Origin of the sequence: Polyangium sorediatum (assembly GCF_029946465.1) — a bacterium.
GTDB classification, from domain to species: domain Bacteria; phylum Myxococcota_A; class Polyangia; order Polyangiales; family Polyangiaceae; genus Polyangium; species Polyangium fumosum.
The window spans coordinates 98472-114192 of the sequence record NZ_JARZHI010000025.1 but is presented as its reverse complement, the minus strand read 5'-3'; the positions used below and the strand labels follow the sequence as shown (position 1 = coordinate 114192).

Annotated in this window: 10 protein-coding genes; 6 read left to right on the top strand and 4 right to left on the bottom strand. The window is 70.9% G+C overall.

From position 1 onward, the window contains the following. Positions 1 to 18: 18 nt before the first annotated feature. Positions 19 to 801 carry a hypothetical protein gene (locus tag QHF89_RS26225; protein ID WP_136927269.1) on the top strand — a complete coding sequence of 261 codons (783 nt, stop codon included), beginning with the start codon at positions 19 to 21 and terminating at the stop codon, positions 799 to 801. Positions 802 to 804: 3 nt separating this feature from the next. Here QHF89_RS26225 and QHF89_RS26220 read toward each other — a convergent pair whose 3' ends face one another. Both QHF89_RS26220 and QHF89_RS26215 read right to left on the bottom strand, forming a co-directional pair. Beyond that, positions 805 to 2178, bottom strand: coding sequence for a serine/threonine-protein kinase (locus QHF89_RS26220; protein ID WP_284720948.1), 1374 nt, complete (start codon positions 2176 to 2178; stop codon positions 805 to 807). A gap of 8 nt (positions 2179 to 2186) precedes the next feature. Next, positions 2187 to 3395, bottom strand: a complete 1209-nt coding sequence (locus QHF89_RS26215; RefSeq protein WP_284720947.1) for a radical SAM protein — start codon at positions 3393 to 3395, stop codon at positions 2187 to 2189. A gap of 147 nt (positions 3396 to 3542) precedes the next feature. Between QHF89_RS26215 and QHF89_RS26210 the strand changes: the two genes are divergently transcribed. Both QHF89_RS26210 and QHF89_RS26205 read left to right on the top strand, forming a co-directional pair. After that, positions 3543 to 6446 carry a DUF4175 family protein gene (locus tag QHF89_RS26210; protein WP_136970160.1) on the top strand — a complete coding sequence of 968 codons (2904 nt, stop codon included), beginning with the start codon at positions 3543 to 3545 and terminating at the stop codon, positions 6444 to 6446. 11 nt (positions 6447 to 6457) lie between these two features. Further along, entirely contained in the window at positions 6458 to 7978 is a 1521-nt protein-coding gene (locus tag QHF89_RS26205) for a hypothetical protein (RefSeq protein ID WP_136970159.1), read from the top strand. A 9-nt stretch (positions 7979 to 7987) separates the two neighbouring features. Here QHF89_RS26205 and QHF89_RS26200 read toward each other — a convergent pair whose 3' ends face one another. Both QHF89_RS26200 and QHF89_RS26195 read right to left on the bottom strand, forming a co-directional pair. Further along, a complete protein-coding gene (locus tag QHF89_RS26200; RefSeq protein WP_136927264.1) occupies positions 7988 to 9526 on the bottom strand; it encodes a sigma-54-dependent Fis family transcriptional regulator in 1539 nt (512 codons plus the stop codon). A gap of 89 nt (positions 9527 to 9615) precedes the next feature. After that, positions 9616 to 10461 (bottom strand): MBL fold metallo-hydrolase, encoded by an 846-nt coding sequence (locus QHF89_RS26195; RefSeq protein ID WP_136927263.1) that lies wholly within the window; start codon positions 10459 to 10461, stop codon positions 9616 to 9618. 390 nt (positions 10462 to 10851) lie between these two features. On the opposite strand from QHF89_RS26195, the gene asd reads away from it, so the two are divergent. Genes asd through QHF89_RS26180 form a run of 3 tightly spaced genes read left to right on the top strand, consistent with a single transcriptional unit; the run spans position 10852 to position 15709 of the window. Next, on the top strand, positions 10852 to 11691 hold the full coding sequence (asd, locus tag QHF89_RS26190; protein ID WP_136970158.1) for an archaetidylserine decarboxylase: 840 nt from the start codon (positions 10852 to 10854) through the stop codon (positions 11689 to 11691). After that, positions 11688 to 13676 carry a class I SAM-dependent methyltransferase gene (locus QHF89_RS26185; RefSeq protein ID WP_136970157.1) on the top strand — a complete coding sequence of 663 codons (1989 nt, stop codon included), beginning with the start codon at positions 11688 to 11690 and terminating at the stop codon, positions 13674 to 13676. Before asd ends, QHF89_RS26185 begins: the two co-directional genes overlap by 4 nt. Further along, positions 13673 to 15709 (top strand): FAD-binding oxidoreductase, encoded by a 2037-nt coding sequence (locus QHF89_RS26180; RefSeq protein ID WP_136970156.1) that lies wholly within the window; start codon positions 13673 to 13675, stop codon positions 15707 to 15709. The genes QHF89_RS26185 and QHF89_RS26180 overlap by 4 nt, the downstream gene beginning before the upstream one ends. Positions 15710 to 15721 lie beyond the last annotated feature (12 nt).

The following is a 15721-nucleotide window of genomic DNA, read 5'->3' as shown; positions in this document are numbered from 1 at the left end:
CAGAGAGGAGGATGCGGCATGGGGATCAACGTCAACAACGTGCGCGCCACCCCGACGCGGGTGGGGGGATTTAATGGATCCGCGTTCGTGCCCGTGATCAACGGGCAGCATCGGCGGTTCACGTGGGGCACTTGCCGGGTGAACCTGGCCCCGGCCGTGGCGAACGGCGTGAACTGCCTGAGCCCCGCGGGCGCGGCCCTGGGTGACACGATTTTCCTCCCCTACTTGCAGGACGGGATCTGCTCGGTGCGGCTGCCGGACGCGGGCAACGCGACGGCGAACGGGGTCAACTCGTTCCTCACGGCCGATATGTCGGGATGCAAGGTCTTCATCGACCGCGTCACCGGAAGCAACGATCTCATCGTGTATCACGCGAACAACGTGTCGAACTCGCCGCCCGGCAATGCGGGCGCGCTGAACCCCGTCCTGCAGCTCCCGGCCTGCACGATGACCCTGGCGCAACTCCACGCCACGGCCGCGGGCCATTATCCGGCATTAGCCGCACCCCACACCGCGGTCCCCGTGGTGGCGACGGAGATCTCGAAGCCGATCTACAACATCGGCGCGGCGGCCGAGGTACAACGCAAGACGACGCAGGGGCGCACGAACGTGGAGTTTCTCGGGGGGACCGTCGTGTTCGGCGTGGTGGCCGGCGCGAGCTGGGAGTTTTATTACCAGACCTGGGGAAGCACGAGTTACACGCGCCCGAGGACTGCGCCGCTGCGCCTGTTCTCGGGAGCCCAGCACGATCCGATGAACTCCCATAACTGGAAGGTGCTGGGGTTCGCCAGATTTTTCTGAGCGTTATCGTTCCAGAAACAAAAACCGCGGATCGTTCGGGAAAGGCGAGCGCGGGAGATCCTGGCCTTCGAGCGCTTGTTTCGTGGCGACGACGCCTCGCACCGGGCCGGGTGACCACGCGGGGACATCGAGGAGGCCGCCCGGGAGGATCGTGCCGGCCTCGCTCGTGTGGAGGGCGCCGACGTGCGCGACGATGCCGAGGTCGGCAGGTTGTGCAGACAAGGGGCCCGTGAGGACCCGGCGATAGGCCCGGACACACGCTTCGAGCACGCGCCGGGCGAGCGGCGGATCGGGCGGGGTGGGCGAGACGGCGAGCAGGTTTGTCGCGGTCTCCCGGGAGAGCACGAGGCCGGCCGCGGTGAGCTCGGCGGAGACGAGGGGCAGGCTCGTTTCGAGGGCGGTGAGAAGGGCCTCGTCGCCGTCCGCGAGCGCAGCCGGATCGGCGCGGAGCGAGACGGAGACGGCCATGGAGGGGCGGACGGAGGCGGCGTGGGGCGTCGGGGGTTGCGGGCTCGTCGCGGCGCCGCGCGCGGTCCGGAGTGCCCGGACGAACTCCGGTGCGGAGGCGTAGCGGCCCGCGGGATCGCGGCAAAGCGCGCGGAGGAGAGGTTCGTCGAGCGCGGGATCGACGGGCGCACGTTCGCTCGGACGGGGCGGGCGCGCGTGGAGGTGAATCTGCCGGACGACGGCGGTGGCCTGATCGCCGAAGGGCGGTTTTCCCGTGAGCATGGCGAATGCGAGCGCGCCGAGGGCATAGACGTCCGCCCGGGTGTCGAGGGGTTGTCCGAGCACCTGCTCCGGCGCCATGAACGGGAGGGTGCCGAGCGTCGCGCGCGAGGCGGTGAGCGAGGGGCCGGCGCTGTCGAGGAGCTTGGCGACGCCGAAATCGAGGAGGACGACGCGGCCCTCGGCGCGGTCTTCGGCGAGGAAGACGTTCGAGGGCTTGATGTCGCGGTGGACGATGCCACGCGCGTGCGCGGCGGCGAGCGCGTCTGCGAGGGGTTCGAGGATGCCGAGGACCTCGTCGATCGGGAGCCTGCCGGCCGCGGCGAGGCGCGCGTCGAGGCTCTGGCCGGTGAGGAGTTCCATGGCGAAATAGGGGCGCCCGTCGGCGAGGCGACCGAATTCGTGGACACGGACGACGTTCGGGTGCGGGAGCTCGAAGATGATCGCCGCCTCGCGCTCGAAGCGCGGGATCGCCGTGGGATCGGCGAAGAGCTCGGCGTGCATGACCTTCACCGCGGCGGCGCGGCCCGTGGGCGCGTGCGTCGCGCGGGCGACGAACCCGAAGCCGCCGCGGGCGATCACCGATTCGAGCCGATACGGGCCGGCATGAAGCTCGCTGCCAAGATCCGTCGAATCCAATCTACTTCGCACGGTACATCCTAGATCCCGTTCGGGCCTTCGTCGGGCACGGCGACATCGAGGTGCTCCATCGAGACGCCAAGCGATTCGGCCTTTTTCGCCTCGCTCTTCCGCTTCGCCTCGAAGAGCCGGAGGCCCTTTTCGGTCACCATGCCGACGGGCGGCGCGTCCGGCGGGCGCATGTCCTCGGAGGACGCGCGAGGTTTTTCCTCGCCCGACCCACGCGCGGCGGCAAGCCTCACCTCGAAATCCTTTTTCCACGCGGGCAGGTTGCGCAGCGGATAACTCGGGTCGCTCGGGTCGGTGATGATCGTCTCGACGACGGCGTCCATGGAGACGAAGACGGGCGAGAGCTCTTCCGGGTCGTAGGCCGCGCCGCGGTCGAAGAGGCCGCCGCAGATCGGGCGGAGCGTGCAATGGGCGCAGGCCGGCGCGTAGATGTGCTCCCAATCGGTCTGGCGGACGGTCTGCTTGTTGTCGAGGAAATGCACGATGCGCTCCTCGCCCTTGACGATTTTGCGGGTCTCGGTGCTCGCCCAGGCAAACTCGGTCATGTAGCAGAGCGGGACCTTCTCCACGCGGAACGTGCGGCCTGAGGCGTGGAGCTTGCGCATCGCGCGCTGGAGGGAGACCTCGAAATCGGCGAGGCGCGGCGTGAACTGCGCCTGGTTCACCTCGGCCCGACCCATCGATGGGTCGAGGTTGTTCCACACGAAATGGCGCACGTACGGGTGATGCTCGATCCAGTGATCGATGCTCTCGTCGAGGTGATCGGCGTTCAGCTTGTTGATGACGCAGTTGATGTTGATCTCGATCCCATGGTCATGCGCGTTGCGCACGGCCGCGAACGCTTTCTCCAGCGTACCGTCCGTGCCGCGGAGGATCGCCTCCACGTCCGGGCGCACCGAATACACCGAGACGTGCACGAGCCGGACGCCCGCCTCGGCCAGGCTCCGCGCGAATTCAGGGTCCGCGAGGCGCGAGCCGTTCGTGATCATCCGCACGTGGAGGCCTTGCGCGGAGGCATACGCCGCGATGCGCGGCAGCTCCGGGTGCAGCGTGGGCTCGCCGCCCGTGAGGATGACCCCGAAATACCCGCGCTTCACCAGATCGTCGACGAGCACCTTCATCGTGTCGAAGGTGTGCACGTAGGGCGTCGTGGGGTTCGAACAGAACCCGCAAAAATGGTTGCAATGCCGGACGACCTGGATGTAGCCGATGTTCGCCAAGCGAGATCTCCCGGCTGTCGGGATGTAGAAGTTGGCAGGAGCCGGCGCGCCGCGAGGACGAGGGCCGCTCTGCATCGTACGGGAGGCGCTCGGGGGCGGCAACGGAGGGGAGAAGCGACGAGCCTCCGGTCTGCTACGTTCTCCGCCGTGGAGCACGACGTCCCGGTTGCCTTGCTCGCCCAGCTCCGTTCCACCTGGGAAGCCGAGATCCGTCCCTCCGCGCGCCGCGCGCTGGTCGCGCTCGCCGCAGCCCTGTTGATCGGGCTCGCGCACCTCGCCCGCCGAGGGACCCCCGCCGTACGAGCGACCGTGGCCGCGCTGCTCGCCGCGTTCTGCGTGTTCCTCGTGGTCCGCGCGATCGTGCTGCACCGGCGCCGGCAAGATCCGAGGCGCACGATCCAGGAGACGATCGGCCCGACGGACCCGGAGCTCGCCGCGGCGACGGTGCGAGGTCTCGGGCTCGTGGAGCAGACGGCGAAGGACGCGACGCGCGGGTCGGCGTCGCTCGCGCGCTTGCACCTCGCGCGTCTGCTCAGCCGCGCGTCGACGGAGCGCATCGCGGAGCGCGCGTCGGTCGCGGCGCGGAGGTGGTCCGTCGCGGGGCTCGTGTTCGCGCTCGTGGCCGTGTTCGGCGCGGCGATCGAGCAACGCGTGGTCGAAGGGCTCGACGTGCTCGTGGCGCGAAACGGCGAGGCGCCGCTGCCGCTCGCGTACCTCGAGAACGTGGACATCGTCGCGAAGCCGCCCGAGTACCTGCATCAGCACGGCCGGGTGATCGACACGTTCGAGGCGACGTCGTTGCCGCGCGGGACGATGCTCACCGTGCACGGGCATCCGACGTACCCGAGCCGCACGCTCGTGCTGACGGACGGCAAGGTCGAGGTGCCGTTCGCGTTCGACGGCGGGGGCGGCGTGGTGGCGCGGTGGGAGCTCGGCGAGTCGGCGACGCTGCGGATCGCGGCGCGCTTCGGCGACGTGCGCATCGCGCAGGCCGACGAGCAAGAGGTGACGTCGATTCCGGACCTTGCGCCGAAGGTGCTGGTCGAGGAGGCGCCGCGCACGGTGCGGATGCTCGACGAGCCGGAGATCGTCGTGTCGTACGAGGCGACGGACGATCACGGCCTGCGCGAGGTGGATCTCGTGTACCGCTCGGGCGGGCGCGAGGCGCGGCGCGTGCTGTCGCGGCCGCAGGGCGATCCGAAGTCGGATCGAGGTTCGCACCGGATCGTCTTCGGCGGCGACGCGTTCTTCAAGCGCAACTTCCTGCCCGTGGAGATCACGGTCGAGGCGCGCGACAACGATCCGATCGTCGGGCCGAAGTGGGGCAAGAGCGCGGCGATCGTGGTGATCCCGCCGCAGGTCGGCGAGCCGGAGGCGATCCGGTACGAGGCGCTCGTGCGGGCGCGCGACGCGCTGACGGACCTCGTCGCGATGCGGCTTGTGGAGGACACGCCGAAGGGTAAGCAGAACGCCGAGCACGTGAAGAAGGAGCGCGAGGCGCAAGAGAAGGCGCTCGGCGTGGTCGAGGAGGCGCTCTCCGGGACGTACGGCGGTCTGCGGTTCCCGCGCCGCGCGCTCGCGCTCGCGCGGGGGCAGCTCCGCAGGCTTTCGGTCGCGCTCGCGGAGGAGCAGAAGCAGCCGTCGGCCGCGACGCACCAGAAGCTCGTCGAGGAGAGCGAGGAGGTGCTGCTCGCGATCGACGCGGCCGCACGTTCGCTCGGGACGTCGGATACACGCCGCGTGGCGAAGCGGCTCGCGACGGTCGCGGACGAGGCCGCGGAGGCGACGGCTGTCGCCGCAGGGCAACGCGGGAGCGAAGCGGCGAACGGCGTGGCGCGGCTCGACGCGGCGGTGACGGTGCTCGACGGGGGAGGGAAGCAACTGCTGCGGCTCGGGCAGCTCGGGCTGGATCTCGGCGAGATCGTGGCGAACGGGCTGCGGCGGATCGATCGGGCGCGGAAGGCGAACGATCTGTTCCACGCGGAGCTCGCAGCACGCGACCTCGCGGCGCGGCTGCGAAACCCCGATCCATCGTTCGCAGGCGGAGGCGGAAGCGGAAGCGGGAGCGGGAGCGGCACGGAGTCGGCCGCGGGTGGGGGCGGGACGGGGGATGGGGATCCTTCGAGCGCGGACGACGCGGCGGAGGCCGGCGAGCAGGAGCTCGAGGACCTGATCCGCGAGCACTCGAATGAGCTCGAAGACGTGGAGCAGGCGCTCGAACGCGCGTTCTCGCAGGACGAGCTCGACGAGCTGAAGGACGAGGCGAAGAAGCACGCCGAGGCGATCCGCGAGGCGATCAAGAATCTTCCAAGGCGCGCGGGCGAGCCGGGCTCGGCGACGGCCGCGGGCAAACAGGCGCGTGACCTCGCCGAGTCGATGGCCGACGCGCTGGAGCAAGGGCGGCCGCGCGACGCGGTGCAGAGCGGCAAGGAGGCGCTGCGCGCGCTCGAAGACGCGAAGAAGCGCGGGCAAGACGCCGATCAATGGGACATGGGCGAGCAGAGCGCCGGTCGCGAGGCAGAGCGAGCGCGGCCGGGCCTCGGGGAAGAACTCGCGTGGGCAGAACAGGCGCTCGAAAAGCTGCGCAAATCGGCTGCGGAGCGCGCGAAGGGTGATCTGGAGAAGAGCGGCAAGCGCGAGGCGCAGATGGCCGAACGCGCGCGCAAGCTCGGGGAGAAGGGCGCGTCGGGTGACGGTAGCCTGCCCGAGGAGACGCTCGATTTGCTCGACCGCGCCGAGAAGAGCATGCGCGACGCCGAGCGCGCGCTCGCCGAGGGCGACGGCGATGCGGGGCTCGAACATCAGCAGAACGCGCAGCGGCTCCTGGAGATGGCGCGCGGCGAGCGGAACAACGAGGAGAACGAGAGCAACCAGGAGCGGCCCGAGTCGAGCGACGGGCGGTCGATGGCGAAGAAGGCGGACATCCCGGGCAAAGAAGGCCACAAGGGCCCCGACGCGTTCCGCAAGCGCGTGCTCGAAGGGCTCGGCGGCTCGTCGGATCCGCTGTTGAAGGAAGCCGTGAAGCGCTACGCGGAGGGGCTCCTGCGATGAGGTCGGTCGCGATGCGGAAGGTTTTCATGGGCGCGCTCGCGGTCGTGACGTCGATGAGCGTCGCGGTGTCGAGCGAGGCGTACGTGCCGCTGCTCGGTGATCTCGATCGGGCGCGGCGCGCGCGGGAAGCGACGCTGGAGCTCGACGTGGCGGCGGCGCGCAAGATCCTGGACGGCGCGGACACGTCGGACACGGCGCTCGCGCTCGAAACCGCGCGCCTTCGGCTCTACGAGGGCGATTGCGACGGGGCCGTGGCCGTGCTCTCGCGGCCGGACCTGACGAACCGGCCGGAGGCGATGGACCTCGGCGACGTGTCGCGTGGATGCGCGCGCGCGACGGCGGGGACGTTGACGGTGCGCGACGATGAGCGCGGCGTCGTCGTGCGGCTGCAGGACGACGAGGATCGCGCGCTCGTGCCGCTGATCGTCGACGTGGCGCTGCGGGCGCGCGAGAACCTGGCGAAGGACCTCGGCGTGGAGCTGCCCTTGCCGATGCGGATCGATCTCGTGCGAGATCAGTTCACGCTCGCGGCGATGACGGGTTTGCCCGAGGAGGCGGCGCAGACGACGGGCACGGTGGCCGTGGCGAAGTGGGGGCGCGTGACGATGCTCTCGCCGCGCGCCATGTCGAACGGCTACGCGTGGCTCGACACGCTGGCGCACGAGCTGACGCACCTTGCGCTCACGCGCGGCACGCGCGACAAGGCGCCGCTCTGGCTGCAGGAGGGCGTGGCGAAGCGGCAAGAGGTGCGGTGGCGCGAGAAGGAGCCGCTCGACGATTTCCCGCCGGTCGACGTGGTCGCGCGCGTGGGCCTCGACAAGGGGCTCGGCGTGGAGCTCGACAAGATCGGGCCGTCCATCGCGATGCTGCCGTCGGCGGAGCAGGCGCAGGTGGCGTTCGCCGAAGTGGCGAGCTTCGTGCGGTACTGGGCCCGCGAAGCAGGAGACGAGGCGCTGCCGCAGCTCGTGGTGCGGCTCAAGGCGGCCGAGAGCTCGAAGGACTTCGAGCAGGCGATCGCCGAGGTGAGCGCCGCAGACTTCCAGACGTGGGTGAAGCGCTGGCGCGCGCACATCACGGGCCTGCCGAAGGACCTGCCGCAGGAGCTCGAGCCCGGCGCGATGCCGGCGAACGTGAAGGAGATCGCGCGGCGCATTCGTCTCGGCGAGCTTTTGCAGGGGCGCGGGCACGCGCGCGCGGCGTCGATCGAGCGAGCGCGCGCGCACGCGCTCATCCCGCACGAGGCCTCCGTGCGATGCCACCTCGCGGAGTCGCTGCTCGCGATGGGCGACACGCAGAACGCAGCGCCGCTCGTGGAGCGCATCGACGACGTGTTCAACCGCTTCGGGCGGTGGCACTCGCTGAACGGGCTCCTGCACCCGGACACGAGTGATCTCGATCGCCCGTTCCGCTTCGGCATCGCGCTCGATCCGCTCGAGCCTGCGGTGGCGTGCGAAGAGAAGGCCGCGCCGGAGCTCCCGAAGGACGCGATCCGCGCGGCGATCTGCGAGGCCGCGCGCCGCATGCCTCGCTAGGAACGTCCGTCAGTCGTCGTCGCCGCGGCTCTGCGAGCCGCCGAGGAGCGAGTCCGGCCCGCGCGAGGACGGGCCTCCGCCGTGGCGGCGCGAGAGGGCGCGCGCGATCGTGTTTCGACCGACGCCGAGCCTGCGCGCGGCCTCGGTCTTGTTGCCGTCACACGCGGCCACGACCGAGCCGACGTACCGCTCGATCGCGTCGTCGAGCGAGAGGTGGAGCGGCAGGCGGACCTCCTCCTCGCGTCCGTCGGAGATCGTCGTCGGGCGCCTGCGCTGGGGCAGGTGCGAAGGCGTGATGCGTCCGTCGGGCGCGAGGGCGATCGCGCTCTCGATCCAGTGCTCGAGCTCGCGCACGTTGCCCGGCCAGGTGTGGCTGCCGATGGCCAGGAGCGCGGCCGGATCAAACGTGGGGCTCGGCCGACCGTAGCGCTGCGCGTAGACGTCGGCGAAGTGCCGCGTGAGCGCCTCGATCTCCTCACGCCCGCGCGTTCGAAGCGGCGGCAGCTCGATCTCCACGACACGCACGCGGTAGTAGAGGTCCTCGCGGAAGCGGCCCTCGGCGACGGCGGTCTCCAGGTCGCGGTGCGTCGCGCACACGACGCGCACGTCGCCGCGCATCGTGTTCCGCCCGCCGACCCGCTCGAAGGTACGATCTTGAAGGAATCGGAGGAGCTTGCCCTGGATGTCGAGCGGCAGGTCGCCGAGCTCGTCGAGGAACAAGGTGCCGCCTTCGGCGAGCTCGACCTTGCCCGGGACACGCCGATCGGCGCCGGTGAACGCGCCACGCTCGTGGCCGAAGAGCTCGCTCTCGACGAGCTGCGCGGGCAGGGTCGTGCAGTCGACCGTGACGAACGGGCGCGCCTGGCGCCGCGAGTTCACATGGATGGCGCGGGCGAACAGGCCCTTGCCGGTGCCCGTCTCGCCACGCAAGAGCACCGTCGCGTCGGTCTGCGCGGCGAGCTGGATCTTCTCGTAGACGGCCGTGATCGGTGCGCTGCGGCCGACGATGCGGTTGAAGGGCCCTTGCAGCACGAGGCCGGGGTTTCCCCCGTCGGCCGCGCGCAGCGTGGTCATCGTGAACGCGCGGGCGAGCTGGCTCGCGAGCGCGACGAGGTAGCGCTCCTCCTCCTCGTCGAAGCTGCCGCCGCCCTGCTTGTTGAGGAGCTGCACCACGCCGCGCACCGGCGCGCGTGCCTCCTCGCGGATCGGCGCGACCAGCATCGAGCGCGTCGTGTAGCCCGTGGCCCGGTCCGCCGTCGGATCGAAGCGCGCGTCGGTCGAGGCGTCGTCGACGCGCACGACTTCACCCGTGCGGGCCACGTACCCCGCGATGCCGCGGCCGAGCGGGAGCCTCAACGCGGGCAGCTCGGGCAGGAGCGCCACGCGCGTCACGAGGTCGCCTTGCTCGGCGTCGACGAGCCAGATCGTCGCGCGGTCGGCGAACATCGCCTGCGCGAGGCGTTCGCACGCGGTGCCGAGGAGCGCGTCGAGGTCGACCTCGCGCGCGAGGAGCGATGCGAGGTCGACGAGGAGAGAGAGGCGCGACATGGAGCCTGGGGCGAGCTCGAGCATAAGGTGCCACGCCGCCGCCGTCACCATCGATGGCTCGTCCCGGACACGGAGCGCGGGAAGGCCCATCAGGCTGCCCTGGCGACGGAGTCGAGGCCGATGACCATGCCCTCGCGCGCGGCGACGGCGTTCGGGAAGAGCTCGCGCGTCTTCTCTTCGAGGTCCGCGACCCCCGCGTCCGAGCGGCGCGGGTCGTGGTGGAAGAGCACGTACTGCCCGACGCCCGCGGCCTTCGCGAGCTCCACGCCGGCCACGTATGTCGAGTGGCCCCAGCCGACCTTCGAGTTGCCCGGCGCCGTGCCGCGGTACTCGTCGGGCGAGTACTGCGAGTCGTAGATCAGGACGTCGGCGCCCCGCGCGAGCGCGTAGAGCTCGGGGTCGATACACGCGAAGTGCTCGGTGTCCGTCGCGTACACGACGCTCCGGCCGTTCCAGTCGAGGCGGTAGGCGAACGAGCCGCCCGGGTGGTTCTGCCGCGCCACGCGCACGACGACGTCGTTGATCTGGAAGCGCTCGCCGCTGCGGACCTCGCGCCAGTCGATCTTCGCGCCGAGCTGGTCGAGCCGCACGGGGAACACCGGCGCCGTCATCTGGTAGGCGAGCGCGTCGCGCAGCGACATCACGCCGTTCGCGCTGCCGATCACCTGGATCTGCGAGGACGGCACGTATGCCGGGACGAAGAAGGGGATGCCCTGGATGTGGTCCCAGTGGACGTGCGAGAGGAGCAGCGACGCCTCGACCGACCCCTCGCGCAGGAGCTTGTCGCCGAGCGCGCGGATGCCCGTGCCCGCGTCGAGGATGATCTTCGTCGAGCCGCAGCGGACCTCGACGCAGCTCGTGTTGCCGCCGACGCCGATCGTGTCCGGACCCGGAGAAGCAATGCTGCCGCGAACACCCCAGAACGTGATCTCCATGTGATGCCTCCTCGTCGTTGCCTTCGACGCTTCCCCTTTGCGAGAGGCGTGCCGACCCGAAATCCCGCTCTTTTCCAGCGGATCACGAGGAGAGGCCTCCGGCACTGCACCAAGACCGAGCGGCGCCGCGCCAAAACGGATCGCCCCCGCCCGCGGCGCCCATCGACGGGCGCCCGTCCACGTTGACGAGGCGGAGACAGCCCGTCATGTTGGTCCAAACACACGTACGCCTCACGAACCAGACGTCCGAGCGTGCCCAGCCGTGCGTAGGGCAGCAGGGTCGTACGAGTGAAACCCCGTGAAAACCGGTTCGGCGGTCGCGCTCCGCCGTTGACCCTAATCCCGCCCGGTGCCTAAGCTCCGCCAGGCCGACTTTTTCCGATCTCTACGATGATCGCTACGTACGCTGCCGCTCAGATCCTGCGTGTGCTCCCGCGCGAGCGCATTACCAAGGCCGTAGGCCGGCTCTGCGACCTCCCGATGCCCCAAGCGGTCACGTCCGCTGTGGTCGGGATCTACGCCCGCGCCTATCGCGTCGACATGGCCGAAGCCGTGACCCCCGACGGGGGCTTCACGTCCTTCGATGCCTTCTTCACGCGCCCGCTCCGCGATGGCGCGCGTCCCCTCTGCCCCGACGAGGGCGCCCTCGTCAGCCCCGCCGACGGGCGCATCGACTCGTTCGGGCCCGTCGAACGAGACGGCGTCTTCCGGGTGAAGGGCAAGGACTACTCCGCCCTCGACCTCGTCGGCGACGCCGAGGACGCGCGCCGCTACGAGGGCGGCCAGTTCGCGATCGTCTACCTGAGCCCACGCGACTACCACCGCGTGCACGCTCCTGCGGGCGGCACGATCTCGCTCGTGCGCTCGTTCCCCGGCGAGTACTTCCCGGTGAACTCGGTCGGCGAGATGCACGTGCCGAAGCTCTTCTCGGTGAACCGCCGCGTCTCGATCTGCATCGACACGGAGGCGCACGGGCGCGTCACCGTGGTGATGGTCGCCGCGATGATCGTCGGTCGTATCACGGTGAGCGGGATCGAGGCGCGCGACGTTCCGTTCGGCGAGCACCGGCTCGAGCCGGGGTACGCCGTCAAGCGCGGGGACGAGATCGGCATGTTCCATCTCGGCTCGACCGCCGTCATCTTCGTCGAGCAGGGCAAGGCCCGTCCCTGGGGGATCCAGGGCGGCCCGATCCGGATGGGCGAGTCGCTGCACGGAGCAGACAGCCGATGAACGACACACCTCCCCGCGGGATTGAAGATTCCACGGCGACGCAAACCTCGAACGGGATCGACGGGCCCCCTCCCGGCGTCTCGGGCGTCGCCGGTGCCGCGGGGAGCGTGGACGGGGCCTCGCCGCGCCCCCTTCCGCCCCGCCCGGGTGGCAGTGTCCCGGCGCCGCCGCGCCCCTCGCGCGTGCCCGTGAGCGGCTCGTCTCCGCCGCCGCGCCCGAACACCAACGTCCCGCCGCCCCGCGCGTCGAACCCGCCCGCCGCGTCCGCCGTGCCTCCCGCGCCTGCCGTTCCTCAGATCGAGACGCCCACGGAGGCGCCGGCCGCCGCCGCGGAGCCGGAGCGCGCGGCGCCTCCGCCGCTGCCGCGCCGTCGCTCGCGCCGCGCGGTGAAGATCGAGGACGACACGATGCCCGCGTCCGAGGGGCAATTCGCGCTGCCGGACGACACGGCGACGCCGGCGCCGGAGCCCGTGGCCGAAGCCGCGGCGCCCGAGCCGCTCCCTGCGCCGGGGGCGAGCGAAGCGGGCGTCATCCAGCCGATGCGGATCCTCTCGGTCGGCGACGATCTGCCGCCCGTCAAGGTGTATTCGGAGCCGCCGCCCGCGATGCCCGCGGCGGAGGCGACATCGAAGCCGCGGGGCTCGTGGGTCCCGCCGGCCAAGCTCCCGGGGGAGGAGCTCGTCGAGGAGGGCTGGACGCCGCGCCCGCCCGAGGTCGCGGCCATCACCGCGCAGTTCGCGTCCGAGCAGGCGCAGACCGTGGCGTTCGCGCCGCCGCCCGCCGCTCCGCCTCGCCCCGCGATGGATACGCCGGTCACGCCGATCGAGTCGCTCGAAGCGGCCCCGCGGAAAAGGCCGCACGAATCGGCGCCGGAGCTCGTGGTCGAGGTCGCCGAGGAAGAGGCAGACGACGACGTCGTCTCCGCCGTCGCCGAGGAGGCCAGGGCGGACGAGGTCGATGCGTTCGAGGAGATCGAGCCCGAGCGTGTCTCCGAGGCGAAGGGGTCTGTCGCTGCCGCCGACGCACAGCAGGCGTCCGCGCCCAAGAAGCCGCCGCCGCCGCCGCCGCCGCCGAGGCGTCAAGCGGCGACGGTCCCCGACGTCGTGCCGGCCGCCGCGGCGACCTCGCTCCCGCCGCCGAAGGGCCCGCCCCCTCCGCCGGCCGCCGCGCAGGCGACCCCGCCGCCTGCGGCTTCGGCGCCTTCCAAGCCGGTCAGCCTGCCCGAGCCGAGCCGCCGCCGTCAGCGCCCGTGGTGGGAGGACCTCTTCGACGACGACATGATCCGCACGATGGATCGCACCGAGGCCAAGGTGATCCGTCGCGAGGCCGATTTCATCGAATCGTGCCTCGGCCTGGAGAAGGGCGCGACGATCCTCGACCTCGCTTGCGGCACGGGCCAGCACGCCGTGGAGCTTGCGAGCCGTGGGTATGGCGTCGTCGGCTACGACCTCTCGCTCAACATGCTCGCGCTCGCGGCCGACGAGGCGCAGGGCCGCGCCCAGAAGCTCAATTTCCTGCAGGGCGACATGCGGGAGATGGCGTTCGACCAGGTCTTCGACGGCCTGTATTGCTGGTCGACGAGCTTTGGGTATTTCGACGACGAGAAGAACCTCGACGTCCTCCGCCGCATGCACCGCGCCTTGCGCATCGGCGGCATCCTCGTCCTCGACATCATCAACCGTGATTACGTGGCCCCTCGCCAGCCGAGCCTCGTCTGGTTCGAGGGCGACGGCTGCGTGTGCATGGATGAGATGCAGGTCGACTTCTTCACGAGCCGCCTCAAGGTCAAGCGCACGGCCATGTTCGACGACGGCCGCGCGCGTGAAATCGAGTATTCGATCCGCCTCTACGCCTTGCACGAGATCGGCAAGATGATGCACGACGCCGATTTCAAGGTCGTCGAGGTCACGGGCCACCCCGCGCATCCGGGCGTCTTTTTCGGCTCGGAGTCGCCGCGGCTCGTCATCGTGGCCGAGCGCAAGTGAACCTCGAAGCGGCGCTCGGTCAGGCCCTACCGAACCTCACGGTCTCGGCCTCGCCGGTCGATCGCATCGCCTATGCGCGTGACCTCTGGCCGCGCCACCACCTCGCCGTCTCCGAGGGCCGCATCGCCGACCACCGGCCCGGCGTGGTCGTCTGGCCAAACACCACGGAGGACGTCGCCTCCGTCGTCCGTTTCTGCGCCAAGGAGGGCATTCCGCTCGTCCCGTTCGGCGCGGGCTCGGGCGTGTGCGGCGGCGTTTTGCCGGACGAACGCACGGTCGTCCTCGATCTGAAGCGCCTCGATCGCGTCCGGCGGCTCGACGCCGAGGCGGGCGTGCTCGACGTGGAGGCTGGCGCGCTGGGGATCCGGCTGGAAGAGGATCTCAACGCGGCGGGCCATACGCTCGGCCATTTCCCCTCGTCGATCCTCTGCTCGACGGTCGGCGGCTGGGTTGCCGCCCGCAGCGCAGGGCAATGCTCCGGGCTTTACGGCAAGATCGAGGACATGGTCGCCTCGCTCGAATGTGTCGTCGGCGAAGGCGAGATCGTTCGCTTCGATCGCCGCCTCCACGGCCCCGACGCGACGCCGCTCCTCATTGGCAGCGAAGGCGTGCTCGGCGTGATCACCTCTGCGCGGCTCCGGCTGCACGCTGCCCCCGCGGCGCGCGCGTTCGGCGCGTTTTCGTTTCCCTCGGTCGAGGCCGGCTGGGAGGCGATGCGGCAGATGTTCCAGAGCGGGATCCGCCCCGCGGTCGCGCGCCTCTACGACGTGTTCGATTCGTTCATCGCCCGGCTCGGGTCGGTGCGCCGGCGCAAACACGCCGGACCGAAAAAGACGCTTGAAGAGCGGGGCGAAGGCGCCGGGTTTGGCGCGGCCGTCCTGCGGCGGATCCTTCGCCGCCCGGGCGTGCTCAATCGGATCGTCGACGCGGCGCCGTCGGACTGGCTCGGTGGCGCCACGTTGATCCTCGTCTTCGAGGGGCAAGCCGCGCAGAGCGAGGCGGATTTTGCCCGGGCGAAGCAAATCGCGCTCGCGAGCGGCGCGCGTGACCTCGGCGAGGGTCCTGCGCGGCATTGGCTCTCGCATCGGTACAGCGTGAGTTATCGGCAATCGCCGGTCTTCATGGCCGGCGCCTTCAGCGACACGATGGAGGTCGCGGCCCCGTGGTCGCGCCTCGGCGAGCTTTACCGCGCGGTGCGCGAGGCGCTCGGCAAAAACGTGTTCGTCATGGCGCACCTCTCGCACGCCTATCCGGACGGCTGTAGCATCTATTTCACGTTCGCCGGCAGCGCGCCCACGCCCGCGGCGATGCAATCCGTCTACGATTGGACCTGGCGCACCGCGCTCGACGCGGCGATCGGCGCGGGCGGCACGCTCTCGCATCACCACGGCGTCGGGCGCAGCAAGGCGCCGCGCCTCGGGGCCGAGCTCGGCCGCGGCATTGACGTCGTCCACGCCCTGCGGCACGTCCTCGACCCGCGCGGCATCATGAACCCCGGCAACCTCCTGCCGCGGGATCCGCCCGAGCGCCGCCCCGTCCCGCCGCCGCCCCCGAGCCCCACGCTCGACCGCGCTTCGCTCCTCGTCCACGCGAGCGGCGAGGCCACGCTCGCCGATGTGGAGACGCTCCTCGCGCGGTCGGGGCTCACGCTCGGGCTCGGCAAAGGCGCGCCCGACCTCGCCGCGACGACCGTGGATGCATGGCTCTCGCGTGGCGCCCCCGGCGCGCCCGATCCGTGGCTCGATCCGGCCGATCACCTCGTCGCAGGCTTCACCGCGCGCCTGCGCTCCGGCGTCGAGTTCGAGGTGCGCCCCTCTCCGCGCCGCGCCGTCGGCCCCGACCTCTTCGCGCTCTTCTTTGGCATGAACGGCCGCGCCGGCGTGATCCGCTCGGCGCATTTGCGCGCGCATTCCCGCGATCCGCTCACCCGCCCGCGTCCGCTCGACGCGCGCCTCGAACGCAATCCGCCGCTCGGCCAGGCCGAGGCGGCCTGGATCGATCGAATGGCCGAGGCCGCCTCGCGCGTTGATTGACGGGGACGTCCC

Coding starts and splice junctions, on each gene's coding strand:
- QHF89_RS26225 (WP_136927269.1), top strand. CDS start 19: ATGGGGATCAACGTCAACAACGTGCGCGCCACCCCGACGCGGGTGGGG.
- QHF89_RS26205 (WP_136970159.1), top strand. CDS start 6,458: ATGCGGAAGGTTTTCATGGGCGCGCTCGCGGTCGTGACGTCGATGAGC.
- QHF89_RS26200 (WP_136927264.1), bottom strand. CDS start 9,526: ATGTCGCGCCTCTCTCTCCTCGTCGACCTCGCATCGCTCCTCGCGCGC.
- QHF89_RS26195 (WP_136927263.1), bottom strand. CDS start 10,461: ATGGAGATCACGTTCTGGGGTGTTCGCGGCAGCATTGCTTCTCCGGGT.
- asd (WP_136970158.1), top strand. CDS start 10,852: ATGATCGCTACGTACGCTGCCGCTCAGATCCTGCGTGTGCTCCCGCGC.
- QHF89_RS26185 (WP_136970157.1), top strand. CDS start 11,688: ATGAACGACACACCTCCCCGCGGGATTGAAGATTCCACGGCGACGCAA.